This is a genomic window from Aeromonas sp. R7-5 (assembly GCF_040908015.1).
In the GTDB taxonomy this organism is placed as follows: Bacteria; Pseudomonadota; Gammaproteobacteria; order Enterobacterales; family Aeromonadaceae; genus Aeromonas; species Aeromonas caviae.
Window position 1 is genome coordinate 24,907 of the sequence record NZ_JBFOCZ010000024.1, and the last position, 16,885, is coordinate 41,791.

A 16,885-nucleotide genomic window follows, 5' to 3' on the forward strand; every position below is an offset into this window, starting at 1 on the left:
GTGATGCCATATCGCCGTCATTTGCGCAGGCGGAAGAACTCCTTCTGCCATTCATAGAGATACCCTGACCAGCCTTTGGCCTTGGCACGCAGGAACACAAGACCGGATGAGCGTTTCCAGCTGTGCTGGAACCAGTGGGTCATGTAGCGCTCTGCCGCCGGCTCGAAATGAATCGCCTCCCCCTGGTAGTTGTAGAAATAGTGCACGGGGGCGATCAGGGCGGTATCCCCTGATGATGCCAGCTTCTCCGAGACCAGGTGTGTCATGATCTCCGGCCCCATGTACATGGGAGAGGACATGATCTCCTGTTCATAGAAGCGCACCAGTTCGGACAGCATGGCCGAATCTTGTCTGGCGTAGATGACCGCGGTGCCGATCAGCCGATCGGATTCGTAGCCAACGCCAAAGGCCACGGACTCGAAGAGCGGGAAGGGATCCTGGTTGATGGTGACATCGGTATCCAGATACAGACCCCCTTCCTGAGCGAGGATCTTGAGCCGCAGGTAATCGGTCACGAAGGCCAGCAGGCCTCGCCGGTAGCACTCCCGGGCAAAGGTGCACTCCTGTATCCAGCGTTTGACCTGCGGATCCGTGTCCAGCCAGAGCTTGTAGTCGTAACCCTGCTTGCGCCAGTCATCGATACACACGTGCGCCAGAGGAGGCAAGCGGCTGCCGAGCCAGATGGCGTGAATGGTTCTGTTGGTCGCACTCATGCCTTGCCCCCCGCCTGTTTCATGTTCCACAGGGCCATCCTGACGAAGCGGTAGAAGCGATAGAGTTCACGGGTCAACTTGAATCCCAGCGGAACTTTCTTCAGCACGACCTGATTCTGGATGTCGCTGCCCATGTCCCGCGGACTGTAGATGGCATAGGGAATAAGGCCGGTACAGATGAGCCCGGTGCGATAGGACTCACCGATGAAGTTGTCGACCGAACAGAGCCACCGCTGGCTGTGGGCCAGCAACCGGCGGGCCCCTTGGGGAGAGATGCTGTATCCCGTGGTCCAGCACGAGTTGTTGTGCCAGAACATGAGCTGCATGTTGTCCACTGTAGTCAGGGCCGTGGCGGTACCGATCTGGGGTTCCACCTTCACGTACTCGTACTGTTCGTGGATCTTCGGCAGGGTACCCACCACCTCTTCAAAATACTGGGTGGGCAGGAAATCGTCTTCCAGGATGAGGATGGGCTCGTCGAGCTCGACACACTTCTCCCACAGCAGATAGTGGCTGGCATAGCACCCCTTTTCCCCGGGCGTCAGCGGTCTGCTGCGAAACCGGATCCTGTGCTGATCATCCGGCAGGGCCTGCAGCCGCTCGGGCAGCCCCTCAAAGCCGTTCACTGCGCTGAAAAATTCGAAGGGGATGCCTCTGGCAGAGAGCACAGACTCGACACGACTGCGCCGCTCGACGGCCCTGTCCAGACTAATGACGTAAATTTTCATGACCTTCCTTTCCAAGCCTGTTCAGTTCCCAATGCAATGCGGTCGAGTAGATGGCGCCCATGAAGACGCTGAATACCCACTGCCCGGAACGCATGTAGAAGAATGATTCGAAGTTGTTGATGATGAGCCAATAGAGGATGAAGGAGATGGCCAGCATCTTGATGAAACGGGACGAAACCGGACAGCACAGCACCTGGCGGAGCACCGAGAAAAGTGTGCCATACAACACCAGGAAACCGGCTACCCCCCAGCACACCAGTGTTTCCATGTTGGAGTTGTGCAGGTGACGAAACTCCCGGGTAATGTAGTCAGGCAGCGTCTTGGAGAGGGTGATCACCAACGACTGGCTGCCATAGCCTGTCCCGAAGAAGGGGTGAGCCAGGAACCACTGGATGGCCTCCAACCAAGTTTTCAGCCTAATTCCGATACTACCGTCTTTTACCTCATTCCAGTTGCCAGTCAGGATGGCATGCACATCCCCCTGATGCACAAAGCCGGCCAGCAGCCGCTCCCGGATGAACGAAACCTGATACAGCGCCAGCATGGTCATCAGCAAGATGGCGTAGCTCAACACCACCTTGCACCTTGGCCAATACTCTCCTCCCCCCAGCAGGGGCAGGATGGCCAGCGAAGCCGAGATCGCCAGCCAGGACTGACGGGACTGCAGAATGACGGAGAGAACCCCGAACAACAGGATGCCGAGCAGGATCCCGGCATTGCCCAGCGACAGCTTCCTGAATTTCGATGTAAGCAACAAGAGCACAAAAAACAGGAAGCAGGCACCCGCGATCAGGGAGCCGTGCTGGGCATTGCGGTAATTGAAATCTACTCTGGCCCCATCAAGACCTGTCTCGACGATGGAGAAGAAGGAGGAGTGATAGGCAAAGGTGAAAATGACACCGAGGCAGAAGGTCAGCAGGGTGATGACGATGCGGCGAGGGTCCCCCTTCAGCCAGTAGGCGAGACCAAGAAAGAAGAAGAGGTATGCCATCGACTTCACAGAAGGGTATTTGAGGGCATAGTCGGGCACGAACTGTCTGGATGCGACCCAGCTCAGGCACTGTACCACCAGGGCCAGACAGAGCAGTTGAAAGATCCTGTTCCTTGTAAAGAAGGCCCTCTCCACATAGAAGGCCATCAGGGTGGCCAACACTATGATGGTCTGGCAGACGTCGGCGATCAGCTGAATCGAATCCTTGAACAGGGTGTAACCCAGAATATTCAGGAAGATGAAGTTGCCGAACGCCTGGCCGTGAAAGATACGGAGAAAATCGTCACTCGTCGATGAGTCATGATCTGTCATACGGAGCAAGGTGTATTCCCTGTCAGGTTTTTCGGAAGACATAGTTGCCACGGATCTTGCGCCACAGACCGAACATGTCTGTGCGGGGGAAGATGGCGATCCGGCGGATCTGGAACGGATCCCGGTGCATGGCTCTGGGGCCGCTGTTGGTGGCCACAGCATAGCGATAACCGGCGGCAACGGCCTGGGATTTTGCACTGTCGTTCAGATCCCCGTAAGGATAGGCAAACGAGATCAGGGGATGGCCGAGCAGCTGCTCCAGCCAGGCCTTGTTGGCCTGGATCTGGTGGGCCTGCTCCTCTGGGGGGAGCGTACTCAGGCGGGGGTGAGTCAGGGTATGGCCCCCGATCTCCACATGACCGGAGGCCACCAGCGCCTTGATCTCCTCCGGGGTCATCAGGGTCACCGGGGTATCGGGGTGGGTCGGGTGCTCCACATCCCAGCGATTGTGATCCTCACCGGTCACCACATAGACCACCGCCTTGTAGCCATACTTTTCCAGCAGCGGCAGCATGCGGGTGAGGTTGTCCCGATAGCCGTCGTCCACGGTGATCATCAGGTACTTCTTGCCGTATTGCAGCCGGTGGATGAACCCGTTCTCCGCCAGGTCGGCAAATGTCAGCGTCTCGTAGCCCAGCCACTTCATCAGCTTGAGGTGCTTCTCGAACATGGCGACCGGGAGCCAGGTGCCATGCACTCCCTTTTCGCTCTCGTGCTCGATGAAGCGGTGATACATGATGACCGGCATCTCCCGGCGCAGAGTCTCGACCACGGCATCCTGATAGACGGATTCCAGCCCGGTCACGACGCCTTGCAAGTCATACTCTTGCAGGATCCGCTGGCGCACTGGGTCTGGCACCACCTTGGAGGCCAGCGCCGAAGGGATCTGCGCCTTCAGCCCGGCAAAGTCGATGGCCAGATCCCTGGGGCCGATGTCGCCGAAGTTGCTGGCGAGGGCCTCGTCCAGATTCTGCTCCGTCACCAGACCGATGGCCCTGGCTTCGCCGATGGCAAACGCCGGACGACCGCACAGCAGCGTCTCCATCGCCACCCGACCGGCACCGATCACCAGATCGCAGCCCGCCATCAGGGCGGGCACATCGTCCACATAACCGACGAAGTCGACCTTGTCCTGAAAACGGGCAAAACGCGCCGGCACCTGGGTGCCGCTGACGACGCGCACCCGGCAGGCTTCCAGATCCAGCACCTCGTCCAGCAACCGGTAGCAGAGCTCCCCCTTGGGACCGCTCAGCCGACCAATGATGGCGATCACCGGTTTGTCGTTGTCCGGTATCGGCACGGGCTGGAACTTGTCGGTCTCGATGCCGTTGCGCAGCACCTGCACCATGGCCGGGTCCACCCCCAGGTTGTCGATGATCTGGCTGGCGATATCCTCGCACACCGCCACCGCCCGATAGCCCAGCGCATGGAATGCCTTGCGGGAGGCGTGTACCGGCTGGCGCCCGTGCACCGTGGTGATCATGGGGGTTCTGGTCAGCTTGCAGGCGACGTAGCTGCTCCAGCCCGAGGCGCGCGAATGGGCGTGCACAAGCTGGATCCTGTGCTTGCGGATCAGATAGATGAGATAGAAGACGTGCCAGAAGCGGCGCAGGATGCTGCGCTTGTTGAAGCGCAACCGAAAGACCGGCCCCAGAGTCGGCTTGGTCAGGGTGTCAGAGACGTAGAAAACCTGGTGGCCACGGCGGGTCAGCTCGTTGCCGACCGTGGTGGCATAGACCTCCGCGCCCGTCACTTCGAGCTGGGAGAGAGCCATCAATATGTTCATGCAAGCGCATCCGATCGACGGGTGGCCAGAGCCACCCGCCAGAGGGGGATCAAGCCCGGTTCAACCAGGCCATGTAATCGGCCACGCCTTCGGCCACAGTCTTGAACTCGCCGTCATAGCCGACGCCGCGCAACTTGGTGAGATCCGCCTGGGTGAAGCTCTGGTAGCGACCCTTGAGGTGATCCGGGAAGGGAATGTATTCGATGGCGCCTTTCTGGTGATGCCTGATCACGGCTTCCGCCACGTTCTGGAACGGCTCAGCCCGGCCGGTGCCGCAGTTGAAGATGCCGGAGTGCTGCGGATTCTGCCAGAACCAGAGGTTCACCTTGCAGACGTCGTCCACGTAGATGAAGTCGCGCATCTGGCCGCCATCCGGGAAGCCGTCACAGCCCTCGAACAGCTTGGGATTGTCACCCTGCTTCACCTGGGTATTGAGGTGGAAGGCCACGGACGCCATGGAGCCCTTGTGCTGCTCGCGGGGACCATAGACGTTGAAGTACTTGAGACCCACCACCTGGGAGTTGATCTCCGGCATCCAGCGACGCACATACTGATCGAACAGCTGCTTGGAGTAGCCGTAGACGTTGAGGGGCTGCTCGAACCTGGGATCTTCGATGAAGTTGTCGTTGCGCCCGCCATAGGTCGCGGCGGAAGAGGCGTAGATGAAGGGGATTTCCCGTTCGATGCAGTAGTGGAACAGATCCTTGGAGTACTCGTAGTTGACCTCCATGATGAACTTGCCGTTCCACTCGGTGGTCGCGGAGCAGGCGCCTTCGTGGAAGATCACCTCGATGCCGTCATCCCACTCCTCGAATTCGTCACCGGAGACGATCCGCGCCTGGAACTCGTCCTTGTCCATGTAATCGGCGATGGTGAGGTCGACCAGGTTGACGAACTTGGTGCCGTCGGTCAGGTCATCGATGACCACGATATCGGTCCGTCCTTGAGCGTTCAGCTGCTTGACCAGATTGCTGCCGATAAAGCCAGCACCGCCAGTTACTACGATCATGGAGTTTGCCTCGCGTACGTTGTGGCCCCGTGTGACTGCCTGTTAAAGCTGTGTATAGTGGGCCAATTTGAAATTGCCGAAAAGTTTATCACGGGCCGCAAGGGGATTCGACCTCGATGACTTTTCCCCTTCGGGCCCGGCAGAGGGACCAGCGATGAAGACCAGAGACAGGATCATCCACAGCGCCACCGAGCTGTTCAACGATCAGGGCGAGCGCAACATCACCACCAACCACATTGCCGCACACCTTGGCATCAGCCCGGGCAACCTTTACTACCACTTCAGAAACAAAGAAGACATCATCCACTCCATCTTCGATCAGTACGCCCGCCACCTGAGCGACAGCTTCACCCCGATCCGCAGCAGCGCGATCCGGCTGGAGGATCTGATGGGCTACCTGGATGCCATCTTCTATTTGATGTGGCAGTTCCGCTTCTTCTACGCGAACCTGCCGGACATCCTGAGTCGCGACGAGCTGCTGCAGCAGAAATACCTCAAGGCACAGGAGCAGCTCCGTGCCACCGTGGAGACGCTGCTCAGAAGCCTGCGCGAAGGCGGCATCATCGCCGTCAGCGATGAAGACCTGCCGGATCTCGGCCAGACCATCAAGATGGTCGTCACCTGCTGGATCCCGTTCCAGATTGCCCAGGCCCCGGCCACCCGCATCACCAAACCCCTGCTCTACCAGGGGGTCTTGCGGGTGCTGTTTTTGCTGCGCCCCTACGTGCAGCCACAGGTGGCCCCCCAGATACATCAACTGGAGCAACATTATCACCAACTGGCCCAACCAGCCGGGTGAGATCTGTTTCACAATTGTTGATTATCAGCATAAAAATTTGAATTTATACGCAGGGATTACAGTAAAATGTTGCCCATTCTAGGGTCTGTCGGCGTTTCGTCGCGACCGTGACGACGCCGAACCGTGCGGGTTGCACGGCCCGGGATCCTGATAACACAGTCGATACAGCAATGAGGACCGAGGATGTCTAACGGATTCTATCGTCACCTGACCGCACAGCTCGAACAGGTCAAGGCGGAAGGGCTATACAAGCAGGAGCGCATCATCACCTCGGCCCAGCAGGCCCAGATTGCGGTGGGCGGCGAGCAGGTACTGAACTTCTGTGCCAACAACTACCTGGGGCTGGCCAACCATCCCGACCTGATCGCCGCCGCCCATCAGGGGCTCGAGAGCCACGGCTTCGGCATGGCCTCGGTGCGCTTCATCTGTGGTACCCAGGACCAGCACAAGGAACTGGAGCAGAAGCTGTCCGCCTTCCTCGGCACCGAAGACAGCATCCTCTACTCCTCCTGCTTCGACGCCAACGGCGGTCTGTTCGAGACTCTGTTCGGTGCCGAAGACGCCATCATCTCCGACGCCCTCAACCATGCCTCCATCATCGATGGGGTGCGGTTGTGCAAGGCCAGGCGCTATCGCTACGCCAACAACGACATGGCCGAACTGGAAGCCCAGCTCAAGCAGGCCGATGCCGACGGCGCCCGCTTCAAGCTGATCGCCACCGACGGCGTCTTCTCCATGGATGGCGTCATCGCCGACCTCAAATCCATCTGCGATCTGGCCGACAAGTACGATGCGCTGGTGATGGTGGATGACTCCCACGCCGTCGGCTTCATCGGTGAGAACGGCCGCGGCACCCACGAATACTGCGAGGTGATGGAACGGGTCGACATCATCACCGGTACCCTGGGCAAGGCGCTGGGTGGCGCGTCCGGTGGCTACACATCCGGCAAGAAAGAGGTAATCGACTGGTTGCGTCAGCGCTCCCGTCCCTACCTCTTCTCCAACTCCCTGGCACCCTCCATCGTCTCGGCCACCATCAAGGTGATCGACATGCTGGCCGAGGGTCACGACCTGCGTGCCCGCCTCAAGGAGAACAGTGCCTACTTCCGCGAGCGCATGAGCGCCGCCGGCTTTACCCTGGCCGGTGCCGATCACGCCATCATTCCGGTCATGCTGGGGGATGCCAAACTGGCCGCCGAGATGGCGAGCCGCATGCTGGACGCCGGTATCTATGTGGTGGGCTTCTCCTTCCCCGTGGTACCCAAGGGTCAGGCGCGCATCCGGACCCAGATGTCCGCCGCCCATACCCGGGAGCAACTGGACAAGGCGATCGATGCCTTCATTCGCATCGGTCGCGAGCTCGGTGTGATTTGATCACATGGCTGGCTGATTAAAACGGGGGCCAAGGTTGGGCCCCATTTTATTACCCTCTGTACCCGGCATGGCGCCGTGAGGAATCTGTCATGAAAGCACTCTCCAAACTCAAATCCGAAGTCGGCATCTGGATGACTGATGTCCCGGCTCCCGAGCTCGGCCACAACGATCTGCTCATCAAGATCCGCAAGACCGCCATCTGCGGCACCGACATGCACATCTACAACTGGGACGAGTGGGCCCAGAAGACCATTCCCGTCCCCATGGTGGTGGGGCACGAGTATGTGGGAGAGGTGGTCGCCGTCGGCCAGGAAGTGCGCGGCTTCGCCATCGGCGATCGCGTCTCCGGCGAAGGCCACATCACCTGCGGCCACTGCCGCAACTGCCGTGCCGGTCGCACCCACCTGTGCCGCAACACCATTGGTGTGGGTGTGAACCGCCCGGGATCCTTCGCCGAATACCTGGTGATCCCGGCCTTCAACGCCTTCAAGCTGCCGGACAACATCCCCGATGAGCTGGCCGCCATCTTCGATCCGTTCGGCAACGCCGTGCACACCGCCCTCTCCTTCGATCTGGTGGGTGAAGACGTGCTCATCACCGGCGCAGGCCCCATCGGCATCATGGCCGCTGCCGTCTGCCGTCACGTTGGCGCCCGTCACGTGGTGATCACCGACGTCAACGAATACCGGCTGGAACTGGCCCGCAAGATGGGCGCCACCCGTGCCGTCAACGTGGCCAAGGAGAAGCTCTCCGATGTCATGGAAGATCTCGGCATGACCGAAGGGTTCGATGTAGGGCTGGAGATGTCCGGGGTGCCCAGCGCCTTCCAAGACATGATCGACAAGATGAACCACGGCGGCAAAATCGCCATGCTCGGCATTCCTCCCTCCACCATGGCCATCGACTGGGGCAAGGTGATCTTCAAGGGACTCTTCATCAAGGGGATCTACGGCCGCGAAATGTTCGAAACCTGGTACAAGATGGCAAGCCTCATCCAGTCTGGCCTGGATCTCAGCCCCATCATCACCCACCATTTCCATATCGATGACTTCCAGCAGGGCTTCGAAGCCATGGGCTCCGGCAAGTCCGGCAAGGTGATCCTGAACTGGGATTGACGACGCGCGAGGGGCGTCTGGGCAATCAGCGCGCCCTATTTTGTTCAGCCTCACGAAACCCGGCGCATGCCGGGTTTTTTTATGTGGGATCACCCCTTCCCGCTCTACCACTTTGTTTGCAGATTGCTTAACACTTCACACACAAGCGTTTAAATGGCTGTAACTATTCGGTTATAATCCCGTCGTTTTCTGGGGATAATAAGAGCCTGCTGGGAGTACATGAGCGTGTTGAAAAAACTGAGCTATTTGCTGGCTGCCGGGATGGCGGCTGCCACTCTATCCGGCGCCGTCCTTGCCGCCGATGACATGTCGACAGAGGCCATCGCCGAGCGTATTGCCCCGGTTGGCCAGGTTTATACCGCCAAGGATCTGGAAGGTATTGCGACCGCGGCGGCCGCGCCTGCGGCAGCCTCCTCCGGCCCACGTGACGGCGAGACCGTGTTCAAGGGTGCCTGCTTCGCCTGCCACGATACCGGTGCCGCCGGCGCCCCCAAGCGAGGTGACAAGGCCGCCTGGGAGCCACGCATCGCCCAGGGCTTCGACACCTTGCGCAAACACGCCATCGAAGGCTTCACCGGCAAGGCTGGCATGATGCCACCGCGGGGGACCTGCGCCACCTGCAGTGACGAAGAGATCGAGAACGCCATTCACTACATGATCGACAAGCTCTAAGTAATTGAAAGGGCTCCTCTTGCAGCCCTTTCAATCCCATCACTTCCGACTACGCTTGAAGGTAAGTTTTTTCGGGAGTGTTGCATGCCAGTTCAGCCCACCACACCGCCAGACTCGCACTCCTTGCTGGCGGTCGTCTCCTCCATCATGGATTTTCCCGCCCCCGGCATTGCCTCCCCCGAGGATTACGCCCGACTGGTCGGTCTGCTGGACAAACTCTGCCCTCTGCAACATTTCGCCATGCTGGGGCTGGCCGACGGGGGGCTGAACTGGCGCTACACCTATCAGCTTCCCGACGTGTTCAAGCAACAATTGGGACGGGAAGAACCTCGCCTCACCGAACAGCTCACCCGGCTCGATGAAGGTCAGGGCTGGTGCGTGCAGCCTGTGGAGCATATCGACGTGCAGTGGTTGCTGGCACGCAGCACCCCGGATCAGGCACCCACCCTGAGGTTGCTGTTGGAGTGCCTGGCCAAACGCCTGCACGAAACCCAGACCGGTACCCAGCTGGCGGGGCAGGCTTCCCCTCTCATGCAGCGGGATCCCCAGTGGCAGGAGAAAATCGAGAAGATCGGCCGAGTCATGCGCCTGGCTCACAACCTGCCTCAGCATGCCCTGTTTGCCCAGTTGGAAGCTGTGTTGCGCCAGATGCTCTCGGTCAGCGACATGTTGCTGATCCGGCTGGAAAACCAGCGACTGGAGCGACTCTATCCACCACACCTGACATACGACGATGACATCATTCGGGCCATGTGCCACAGCACCAACAGCGTAGAGCGCCATGAAGAGGGGCTTTACTGGTACAGCCTGCCCCTGCGTCAGCAGCAGCAATATTTTGCCCACCTCATCCTCAACATGACCCGGCCTCTGGAAACCGATGACAGGCTGTTCCTCGATTTCCTGCGCCATCAGCTGACCCTGTTGCTGGAGCTCAAAAGGGTGCGACAGCAACTCGATGAGCTCAACTCGGAGGAGTCCATCAACCAGCGACTCCAACAGCTGCGCCAAACCAACTTGAGGTTGCAGAAACGGCTCAAGCATCATCAGGAGCTGGAGCGGCGGCTCCAGTTCAATGCCCTGCACGACCCGCTGACCCAGTTGCCAAACCGAGCGCTGCTGATGAATCACCTGCATCATGCCATGACCCGCTACCGCCGTTACCAGACAGCCGGCTTCACCCTGATTTTCGTCGATGTGGATCACTTCAAGCAGGTCAATGACGCCCTGGGCCACAGTGCCGGCGATCAGTTGCTGCAGGAGCTGGGCAGCAGGCTGCAAGGCTGCATCCGGCAAAATGACATGGTGGCGAGGCTCGGAGGGGACGAATTCGTCATCTATCTTGACAACAGCCAGCGGGAAGAGGACATCAGCCCCGTGCTCAATCGCCTGATTGGCCGTATCGGCCATCCGTTCCGGCTCCAGGGCAACGAACTGACCATCACCGTCAGTCTGGGGGTCGCCAGCGTGACGGAGCAAACGGCCGATGTCAGTGAACTGCTGCACCAGGCAGACCTCGCCATGTACCAGGCCAAGCGCAACGGCCGCAGCCGCATCGTCATGTATTCGGAGGCCTGTACCGAACAGGCGGGGTCACCGGAAGAGCGGCTCTTCAGAGCCTTGCGGGAAGGGCGGATTGTGCCCTACTTCCAGCCAGTGATCAGGCTGTGTGACAGCCGCCTTGTCGGACTGGAGGTCATGGCGCGCTGGATAACGGAGGAAGGGGAGCTCAAGGATGCATTCGACTTCATTCCTCTGGCGGAACAGTGCGGCCTCATTCAGGATCTGGACCGCCAGATCCTCAAGCGCACCTGCCAGCAACTGAAGCTTTGGCAACCCGCCTCCGGGGTCGGTCGTTTCAGGATAGCCATCAACCTCTCCGGCAAGCACCTGGCCAGCCACGAGCAGATCATGCAACTGCTCACCATCATGGAGGAGGAGGGTGTCATCCCCGCATGTTTCATCTTTGAGTTCAACGAACGCGAGCTCTCCCGGCAGAGTGCCGACTCCCTCACTGCCCTGCATGAACTGAGGGCGAAAGGGATCCAGGTCAGCCTGGATGACTTCGGCACCGGTTTCTCTTCCCTCAACGCCCTGTTTCACTTCCCGGTGGATTACATCAAGGTGGACGATAGCTTCACCCATCGCATGTTGAACTCACCCAAGGATCTGGCGCTTATCCGCGCCATGCGGGACATCTGCCAGGACCTCGACTTCACCCTGGTGGTCGAGGGGATCGAAAATCAGCAGCAGTTGCAAAAGCTCATCGAGCTTGGCTGCGCCCTCGGGCAGGGGCGCCACATCTCGCCCCCGCTGCCGGGAGCCGATATTCCCCCTCTGCTGGGTCAGGCTTCTCGAGAGACCAAGCCTTCCGACCTCAATCCTTCTTGAACAGGGCCCGCAGGTTGGCGACACCAACCTGCCCCTTCTGCTGGCGCTCCTCGGCCGTCACCTTCTTCTGGTTTTCCCACTCCAGGTCATCCTGGGGCAGCTCCAACAGGAAGCGGCTCGGCTCCGGCCGCACCGACTCGCCAAACTGGCGACGCTCCTTGCAGAGGGTAAAGGTCAGCTCGGTCTGGGCCCGGGTGATCCCCACGTAGGCGAGGCGTCGCTCCTCCTCCACGTTGTCCTCGTCGATGCTGGTCTGGTGCGGCAGCAGCCCCTCCTCCATGCCCACCATGTAGACATAGGGAAACTCCAGCCCCTTGGAGGCGTGCAATGTCATCAGCTGCACCTGATCCGCCTCATCCTCCCCTTCGTTGCGCTCCATCATGTCCCGCAGGGTGAGGCGAGTCACCACCTGAGCCAGCGTCATCGACTCCTCCAGCTCATCCCCCTCCAGCATCTCGCTGATCCAACGATAGAGGGTGGAGACGTTCTGCATCCGCATCTCCGCCGCCTTCGGGCTGGGGGAGGTCTCGTAGAGCCACTCCTCGTAGTGGATCTCCTTGATCATGTCCCGCACCGCCTCCACCGGATTGCCGCGCAGCGCCTGATCGCCGAGCCGTACCAGCCAGTTGGTGAAGGCCTGCAGGGCGGATAAACCGCGTCCGGAGAGGTGTTGCTCCAGCCCCAGCTCGAAACTGGCGGCAAACAGGCTCTTGCCACGCTGGTTGGCGTACTGGCCCAGTTTTTCGAGGGTGGTGGGGCCTATCTCGCGGCGCGGCAGGTTGACCACCCGCAGGAAGGCAGTGTCCTCGTCCGGGTTCACCAGCAGCTTGAGGTAGGCCATGATGTCCTTGATCTCGGTACGGGAGAAAAACGAGGTACCGCCCGAGATACGGTAGGGAATGCGGTTGGTCATCAGCGCCTTCTCGAAGATGCGCGACTGATGGTTGCCCCGATAGAGGATGGCGTAATCCTTGAACCGGGTGCGGTTCATGAACTTGTGGCCCATCAGCTCGGCGGCGATACGCTCCGCCTCGTGCTCCTCATTCTTGGCAAACAGCACCTGGAGCTTCACCCCTTCATCCAGTTCGGAGAAAAGCGCCTTGTCATAGACGTGGGGGTTGTTGGCGATCAGGATGTTGGCGCACTTGAGAATGCGCCGCTTGGAGCGGTAGTTCTGCTCCAGCTTGATGAGTCGCAGATTAGGGAAATCTTCGTTCAGCAGCACCAGGTTCTGCGGCTTCGCCCCGCGCCAGGAGTAGATGGACTGGTCGTCATCCCCCACCACGGTGAAGCGGGCCCGCTCGCCGACGATCTGCTTCACCAGCTCGTACTGGCTGGTGTTGGTGTCCTGGTATTCATCGACCAGCAGATAGCGGATCTTGTTCTGCCAGCGTTCGCGCACCTCCTGATTGCTCTTGAGCAGCAGGGTCGGCATCACGATGAGGTCGTCGAAATCCAGCGCATTGTAGGCCACCATCTGGCGGTGGTAACGCTCGTAGAGCTGGGCCATCAGCACCTCTTCAGGCCCGCGGGCGATACGCATGGCCCGGGCCGGCAGGATGAGGTCGTTCTTCCAGTTGGAGATCTGACTGATGAGGGCAGAGAGCTTGTCCTTGTCGTTGTCGAGCTCCGCCTCGGTCAGCTCTTTCAGCAGCGCCAGCTGATCGGTGTCGTCGAACAGGGAGAAGTTGGCCTTGAGGTTCAGACTCTTGTGCTCGCGACGAATGATTTCGAGTCCCAGGGTATGGAAGGTGGAGACCATCAGCCCCCGCGCCTCCTTGCGACCCAGGGTCTGACCGACCCGCTCCTTCATCTCCCGCGCCGCCTTGTTGGTAAAGGTGACCGCCGCTATGTTGCGTGCGTTGTAGCCGCACTGCTGTACCAGATAGGCAATCTTGTTGGTGATGACGCGGGTCTTGCCCGATCCGGCACCCGCCAGCACCAGGCAAGGGCCGGAGACATACTTGACCGCTTCGTTCTGATTGGGGTTGAGCTTCATGGGCCGGATCTCTTGGCTTATGATGAGGGGCGGCATTGTAGCAGAGATCCCGCAGGCAGCCGAAACCGGGCACGGGATCCCGCCACTTCATCTTGTGTTTGCCCGCCATTTTCCGGATCATGACCGACTTTTCCAGACGAGATGAGGGGAGCATGAATCAGCAACAGCACGCCCGGCTGCGCGGCCAGTTTCCGGCGTTGGCGCAAGAGGTCAACGGCCACCCTCTGGTCTATCTGGACAACGCCGCCACCACCCAAAAACCGCAAGCCGTGCTGGATGCGATCAATCACTACTATCGGGCCGACAATGCCAACGTGCACCGCGCCGCCCATGCCCTGAGCGGCCGGGCCACACGCGCCTTCGAAGATGCCCGCAAGACGGTTGCCCGCTTTATCAATGCCCCTCGCAGCCACGAAGTGATATGGACCCGTGGCACCACAGAGGCGATCAATCTGGTGGCCCAGAGCTGGGGGATGAACGAGCTGAGGGCGGGGGATGAAATCGTGCTCAGCACCCTGGAGCATCACGCCAATATCGTCCCCTGGCAGCTGGTCGCCCAGCGCACCGGCGCCGTCATCCGGGTCATTCCCCTCGATGAGCGGGGCGATCTCGACATCGCTGCCTATCTGGCCCTGCTGGGACCACGTACCCGGCTGGTGAGCGTGGCTCACGTCTCCAATGCCCTTGGCACCGTCAATCCAGTCAAAGAGATGGTGGCAGCGGCCAAGGCGGTCGGGGCCCTGAGCCTCATCGACGGCGCCCAGGCGGTGGCCCATCTCGAGGTGGATGTGCAGGCTATCGGCTGCGACTTCTACGCCTTCTCCGGCCACAAGCTCTATAGCCCGACCGGCATCGGCGTACTGTGGGGGCGCACTGCACTGCTGGAGCGGATGCCCCCCTGGCAGGCCGGCGGCGAGATGATCGACAGGGTCAGCTTCAGCGGCACCACCTTCAACACCCTGCCCTTCAAATTCGAGGCAGGCACCCCCCATATTGCCGGCGCCATCGGCCTCGCAGCAGCCATCGACTTTGTGATGGAGCAGGACAGGGACTCACTGGCCAGCCATGAAGCAGCGCTGACCGACTATCTGATTGCCGGACTGCAACAGGTGCCAGGGCTGCGTCTGGTCGGCGAACCCGGTCAGCGCGCCGGCGCGGTCTCTTTTCTGCTGGACGACATTCACCCGCAAGATGCCGCCACCCTGCTCGACATGCAGGGCATAGCCCTGCGGGTCGGCCACCACTGCGCCATGCCGCTGATGGAATCGCTCGGTATCGGCGGCACCCTGCGAGCCTCGCTGGCCTGCTACAACAACCGGGACGATGTGGACGCCCTGCTGGCCGCCCTGCACAAACTCAGTGACTTCTTCTAAGGCAGACAACCCTATGAACAGCCTCGCAACCTATACCCGGATCGGCCTTGAGCCCGATGCCGATACCATCCGCCAGCAGTTTGCGGCGGCGAACGGCTGGGAGAACCAGTACCGCCTCATCATACAGCTCGGCAAGCTGCTACCCACCTTGCCAGCAGAGTGGCAGCAGGAAGAGAACCGCCTGAAAGGGTGCGAGAGCCAGGCCTGGCTCAAGGGAGAAGTGGGTGAGGACGGCAATTGGCACTTTGCCTGCGACTCCGATGCTCGTATCGTGCGCGGCCTTATTGTCATCGTGCTGGCGGCGTTCAATCATCAGACTGCCGATGCTATCCAGGCTTTTGATATGGATGCCTATTTCAGCGAATTGGGGCTCGAAAAACACCTGAGCCCGTCGCGGGGCAACGGGCTCAGGGCAATCGTGTTGGCGATCCGGGAGCAGGCTGTCTAACCCGCAGTGCAATGGTCGATCAGGCTGCGCCAATCGACCCTGTGTCTTCATTTCCGGCCTCTTTCTCGGCGCGGGCCCCCCGTTCGGCAATCTTCTTCAATACCCGGGACGCGGCAACCAAGCCAAAAGTGGCCGTCACCGGCGTCACGGCACCGAAGCCGGAGGCGCAATCCATCTTCATATTGCCGTCGCTGGCCGCCTTGGCCTGGCAGGTGCCGCCATTGCCATCCGGGTAACTCAGCTGCTCGGTTGAGAAGACACACTCCACCCCGAATTTGCGCGCCGGATTCTTGCTGAAGTTGTGCAGTCGGCGCAGGTCGGAACGCACCTTGGCGGCCAGCGGATCCTGAATGGTCTTGGCCAGGTCGGCCACGGTGATCTGGGTCGGGTCCATCTGCCCGCCGGCACCGCCCGCCACGATCACCGGGATCTTGTTGCGCTTGCAGAAGGCAATCAGCGCCACCTTGGCCTTGACCGAGTCGATGGCATCCACCACATAGTCAAACTCCCGCTTAATATGCTCGCCCAGGTTGTCGGCGGTGACGAAGTCATCCACCTCGATCACCTCGCAATCCGGGTTGATGGCACGGATGCGCTCGGCCATCACCTCCGTCTTGAGACGGCCGACCGTGCCCTGCATGGCATGGATCTGGCGATTGGTGTTGGTGATGCAGATATCATCCATGTCGATCAGAGTGATCTGGTTGATGCCGGCCCGAGCCAGCGCCTCGGCCGCCCAGGAGCCGACGCCACCGATCCCGACCACGCAGACTTTCGCCTGGCTGAAGGAGCCAAGGGCACGCTGGCCATAAAGACGGGCTATGCCCCCGAATCGCTGTAGATACTCTGCTTTCATACCACCACCTTGCTTGAGGGCGGCCATTATAGCGGCAACCTCTCTCAGGGGCGATGATCGGATGATGATGGTGGTGTTGATGTGAGAGAAAAGGAGTGCGGTATCGAAAACGAAAAAAAGCCCAGTCGTTAGACTGGGCTTCTTAAGTAGTGGCGGAGCGGACGGGACTCGAACCCGCGACCCCCGGCGTGACAGGCCGGTATTCTAACCGACTGAACTACCGCTCCGCATTCGGTTAGCTTTCGCTAAATCTTTTGCTGCTTGTTTGTGAGGTGTCATCCTCGCAGCCAGCCATGTGATTCTTCACATCACCGTTTAATTG

The 16,885-nt window shown here is 60.1% G+C and carries 14 protein-coding genes and 1 tRNA gene; 7 read left to right on the forward strand and 8 right to left on the reverse strand.

The features are described from left to right. Window positions 1–17: 17 nt before the first annotated feature. Genes AB5Y53_RS07880 through rfaD form a run of 5 tightly spaced genes read right to left on the reverse strand, consistent with a single transcriptional unit; the run spans window position 18 to window position 5,539 of the window. Window positions 18–713, reverse strand: coding sequence for a glycosyltransferase family 32 protein (locus tag AB5Y53_RS07880; protein ID WP_039041138.1), 696 nt, complete (start codon window positions 711–713; stop codon window positions 18–20). Beyond that, window positions 710–1,441, reverse strand: coding sequence for a glycosyltransferase family 25 protein (locus AB5Y53_RS07885; RefSeq protein ID WP_042864640.1), 732 nt, complete (start codon window positions 1,439–1,441; stop codon window positions 710–712). Before AB5Y53_RS07885 ends, AB5Y53_RS07880 begins: the two co-directional genes overlap by 4 nt. Beyond that, complete coding sequence (locus AB5Y53_RS07890) at window positions 1,422–2,744, reverse strand: O-antigen ligase family protein (RefSeq protein ID WP_368181562.1); 1,323 nt, start codon at window positions 2,742–2,744, stop codon at window positions 1,422–1,424. Before AB5Y53_RS07890 ends, AB5Y53_RS07885 begins: the two co-directional genes overlap by 20 nt. Before the next feature lie 22 nt (window positions 2,745–2,766). Then, window positions 2,767–4,530, reverse strand: coding sequence for a polysaccharide deacetylase family protein (locus tag AB5Y53_RS07895; RefSeq protein WP_368181556.1), 1,764 nt, complete (start codon window positions 4,528–4,530; stop codon window positions 2,767–2,769). A 49-nt stretch (window positions 4,531–4,579) separates the two neighbouring features. After that, on the reverse strand, window positions 4,580–5,539 hold the full coding sequence (gene rfaD / locus AB5Y53_RS07900; RefSeq protein WP_039041134.1) for an ADP-glyceromanno-heptose 6-epimerase: 960 nt from the start codon (window positions 5,537–5,539) through the stop codon (window positions 4,580–4,582). Window positions 5,540–5,693: 154 nt separating this feature from the next. Here rfaD and AB5Y53_RS07905 point away from each other — a divergent pair, with 154 nt between their 5' ends. The 5 genes from AB5Y53_RS07905 to AB5Y53_RS07925 all read left to right on the forward strand — a co-directional run bounded on the left by AB5Y53_RS07905 (window position 5,694) and on the right by AB5Y53_RS07925 (window position 11,887). After that, complete coding sequence (locus tag AB5Y53_RS07905; protein WP_103244028.1) at window positions 5,694–6,338, forward strand: TetR/AcrR family transcriptional regulator; 645 nt, start codon at window positions 5,694–5,696, stop codon at window positions 6,336–6,338. A gap of 183 nt (window positions 6,339–6,521) precedes the next feature. Further along, window positions 6,522–7,712, forward strand: coding sequence for a glycine C-acetyltransferase (locus tag AB5Y53_RS07910; protein ID WP_319863278.1), 1,191 nt, complete (start codon window positions 6,522–6,524; stop codon window positions 7,710–7,712). A gap of 89 nt (window positions 7,713–7,801) precedes the next feature. Further along, window positions 7,802–8,827 (forward strand): L-threonine 3-dehydrogenase, encoded by a 1,026-nt coding sequence (tdh, locus tag AB5Y53_RS07915; RefSeq protein ID WP_010672427.1) that lies wholly within the window; start codon window positions 7,802–7,804, stop codon window positions 8,825–8,827. A 219-nt stretch (window positions 8,828–9,046) separates the two neighbouring features. Further along, the gene (locus AB5Y53_RS07920; RefSeq protein ID WP_039041132.1) at window positions 9,047–9,499 is read left to right on the forward strand and encodes a cytochrome c5 family protein; all 453 of its coding nucleotides are present in this window, start codon (window positions 9,047–9,049) and stop codon (window positions 9,497–9,499) included. Between the two features lie 84 nt (window positions 9,500–9,583). After that, entirely contained in the window at window positions 9,584–11,887 is a 2,304-nt protein-coding gene (locus tag AB5Y53_RS07925) for a putative bifunctional diguanylate cyclase/phosphodiesterase (RefSeq protein WP_368181557.1), read from the forward strand. Here AB5Y53_RS07925 and rep read toward each other — a convergent pair. Further along, complete coding sequence (rep, locus tag AB5Y53_RS07930) at window positions 11,874–13,886, reverse strand: DNA helicase Rep (protein ID WP_368181558.1); 2,013 nt, start codon at window positions 13,884–13,886, stop codon at window positions 11,874–11,876. The genes AB5Y53_RS07925 and rep overlap by 14 nt on opposite strands. A 152-nt stretch (window positions 13,887–14,038) precedes the next feature. Here rep and AB5Y53_RS07935 point away from each other — a divergent pair, with 152 nt between their 5' ends. Further along, on the forward strand, window positions 14,039–15,259 hold the full coding sequence (locus tag AB5Y53_RS07935) for a cysteine desulfurase (protein ID WP_368181559.1): 1,221 nt from the start codon (window positions 14,039–14,041) through the stop codon (window positions 15,257–15,259). A gap of 13 nt (window positions 15,260–15,272) precedes the next feature. Beyond that, window positions 15,273–15,707, forward strand: coding sequence for a SufE family protein (locus tag AB5Y53_RS07940; protein ID WP_368181561.1), 435 nt, complete (start codon window positions 15,273–15,275; stop codon window positions 15,705–15,707). 19 nt (window positions 15,708–15,726) lie between these two features. Here the strand turns inward: AB5Y53_RS07940 and tcdA are convergent, their stop codons facing one another. Both tcdA and AB5Y53_RS07950 read right to left on the reverse strand, forming a co-directional pair. Then, a complete protein-coding gene (gene tcdA, locus AB5Y53_RS07945) occupies window positions 15,727–16,563 on the reverse strand; it encodes a tRNA cyclic N6-threonylcarbamoyladenosine(37) synthase TcdA (protein WP_049636414.1) in 837 nt (278 codons plus the stop codon). A 150-nt stretch (window positions 16,564–16,713) separates the two neighbouring features. Then, window positions 16,714–16,790 (reverse strand) — tRNA-Asp (locus AB5Y53_RS07950). Between the last annotated feature and the right edge of the window lie 95 nt (window positions 16,791–16,885).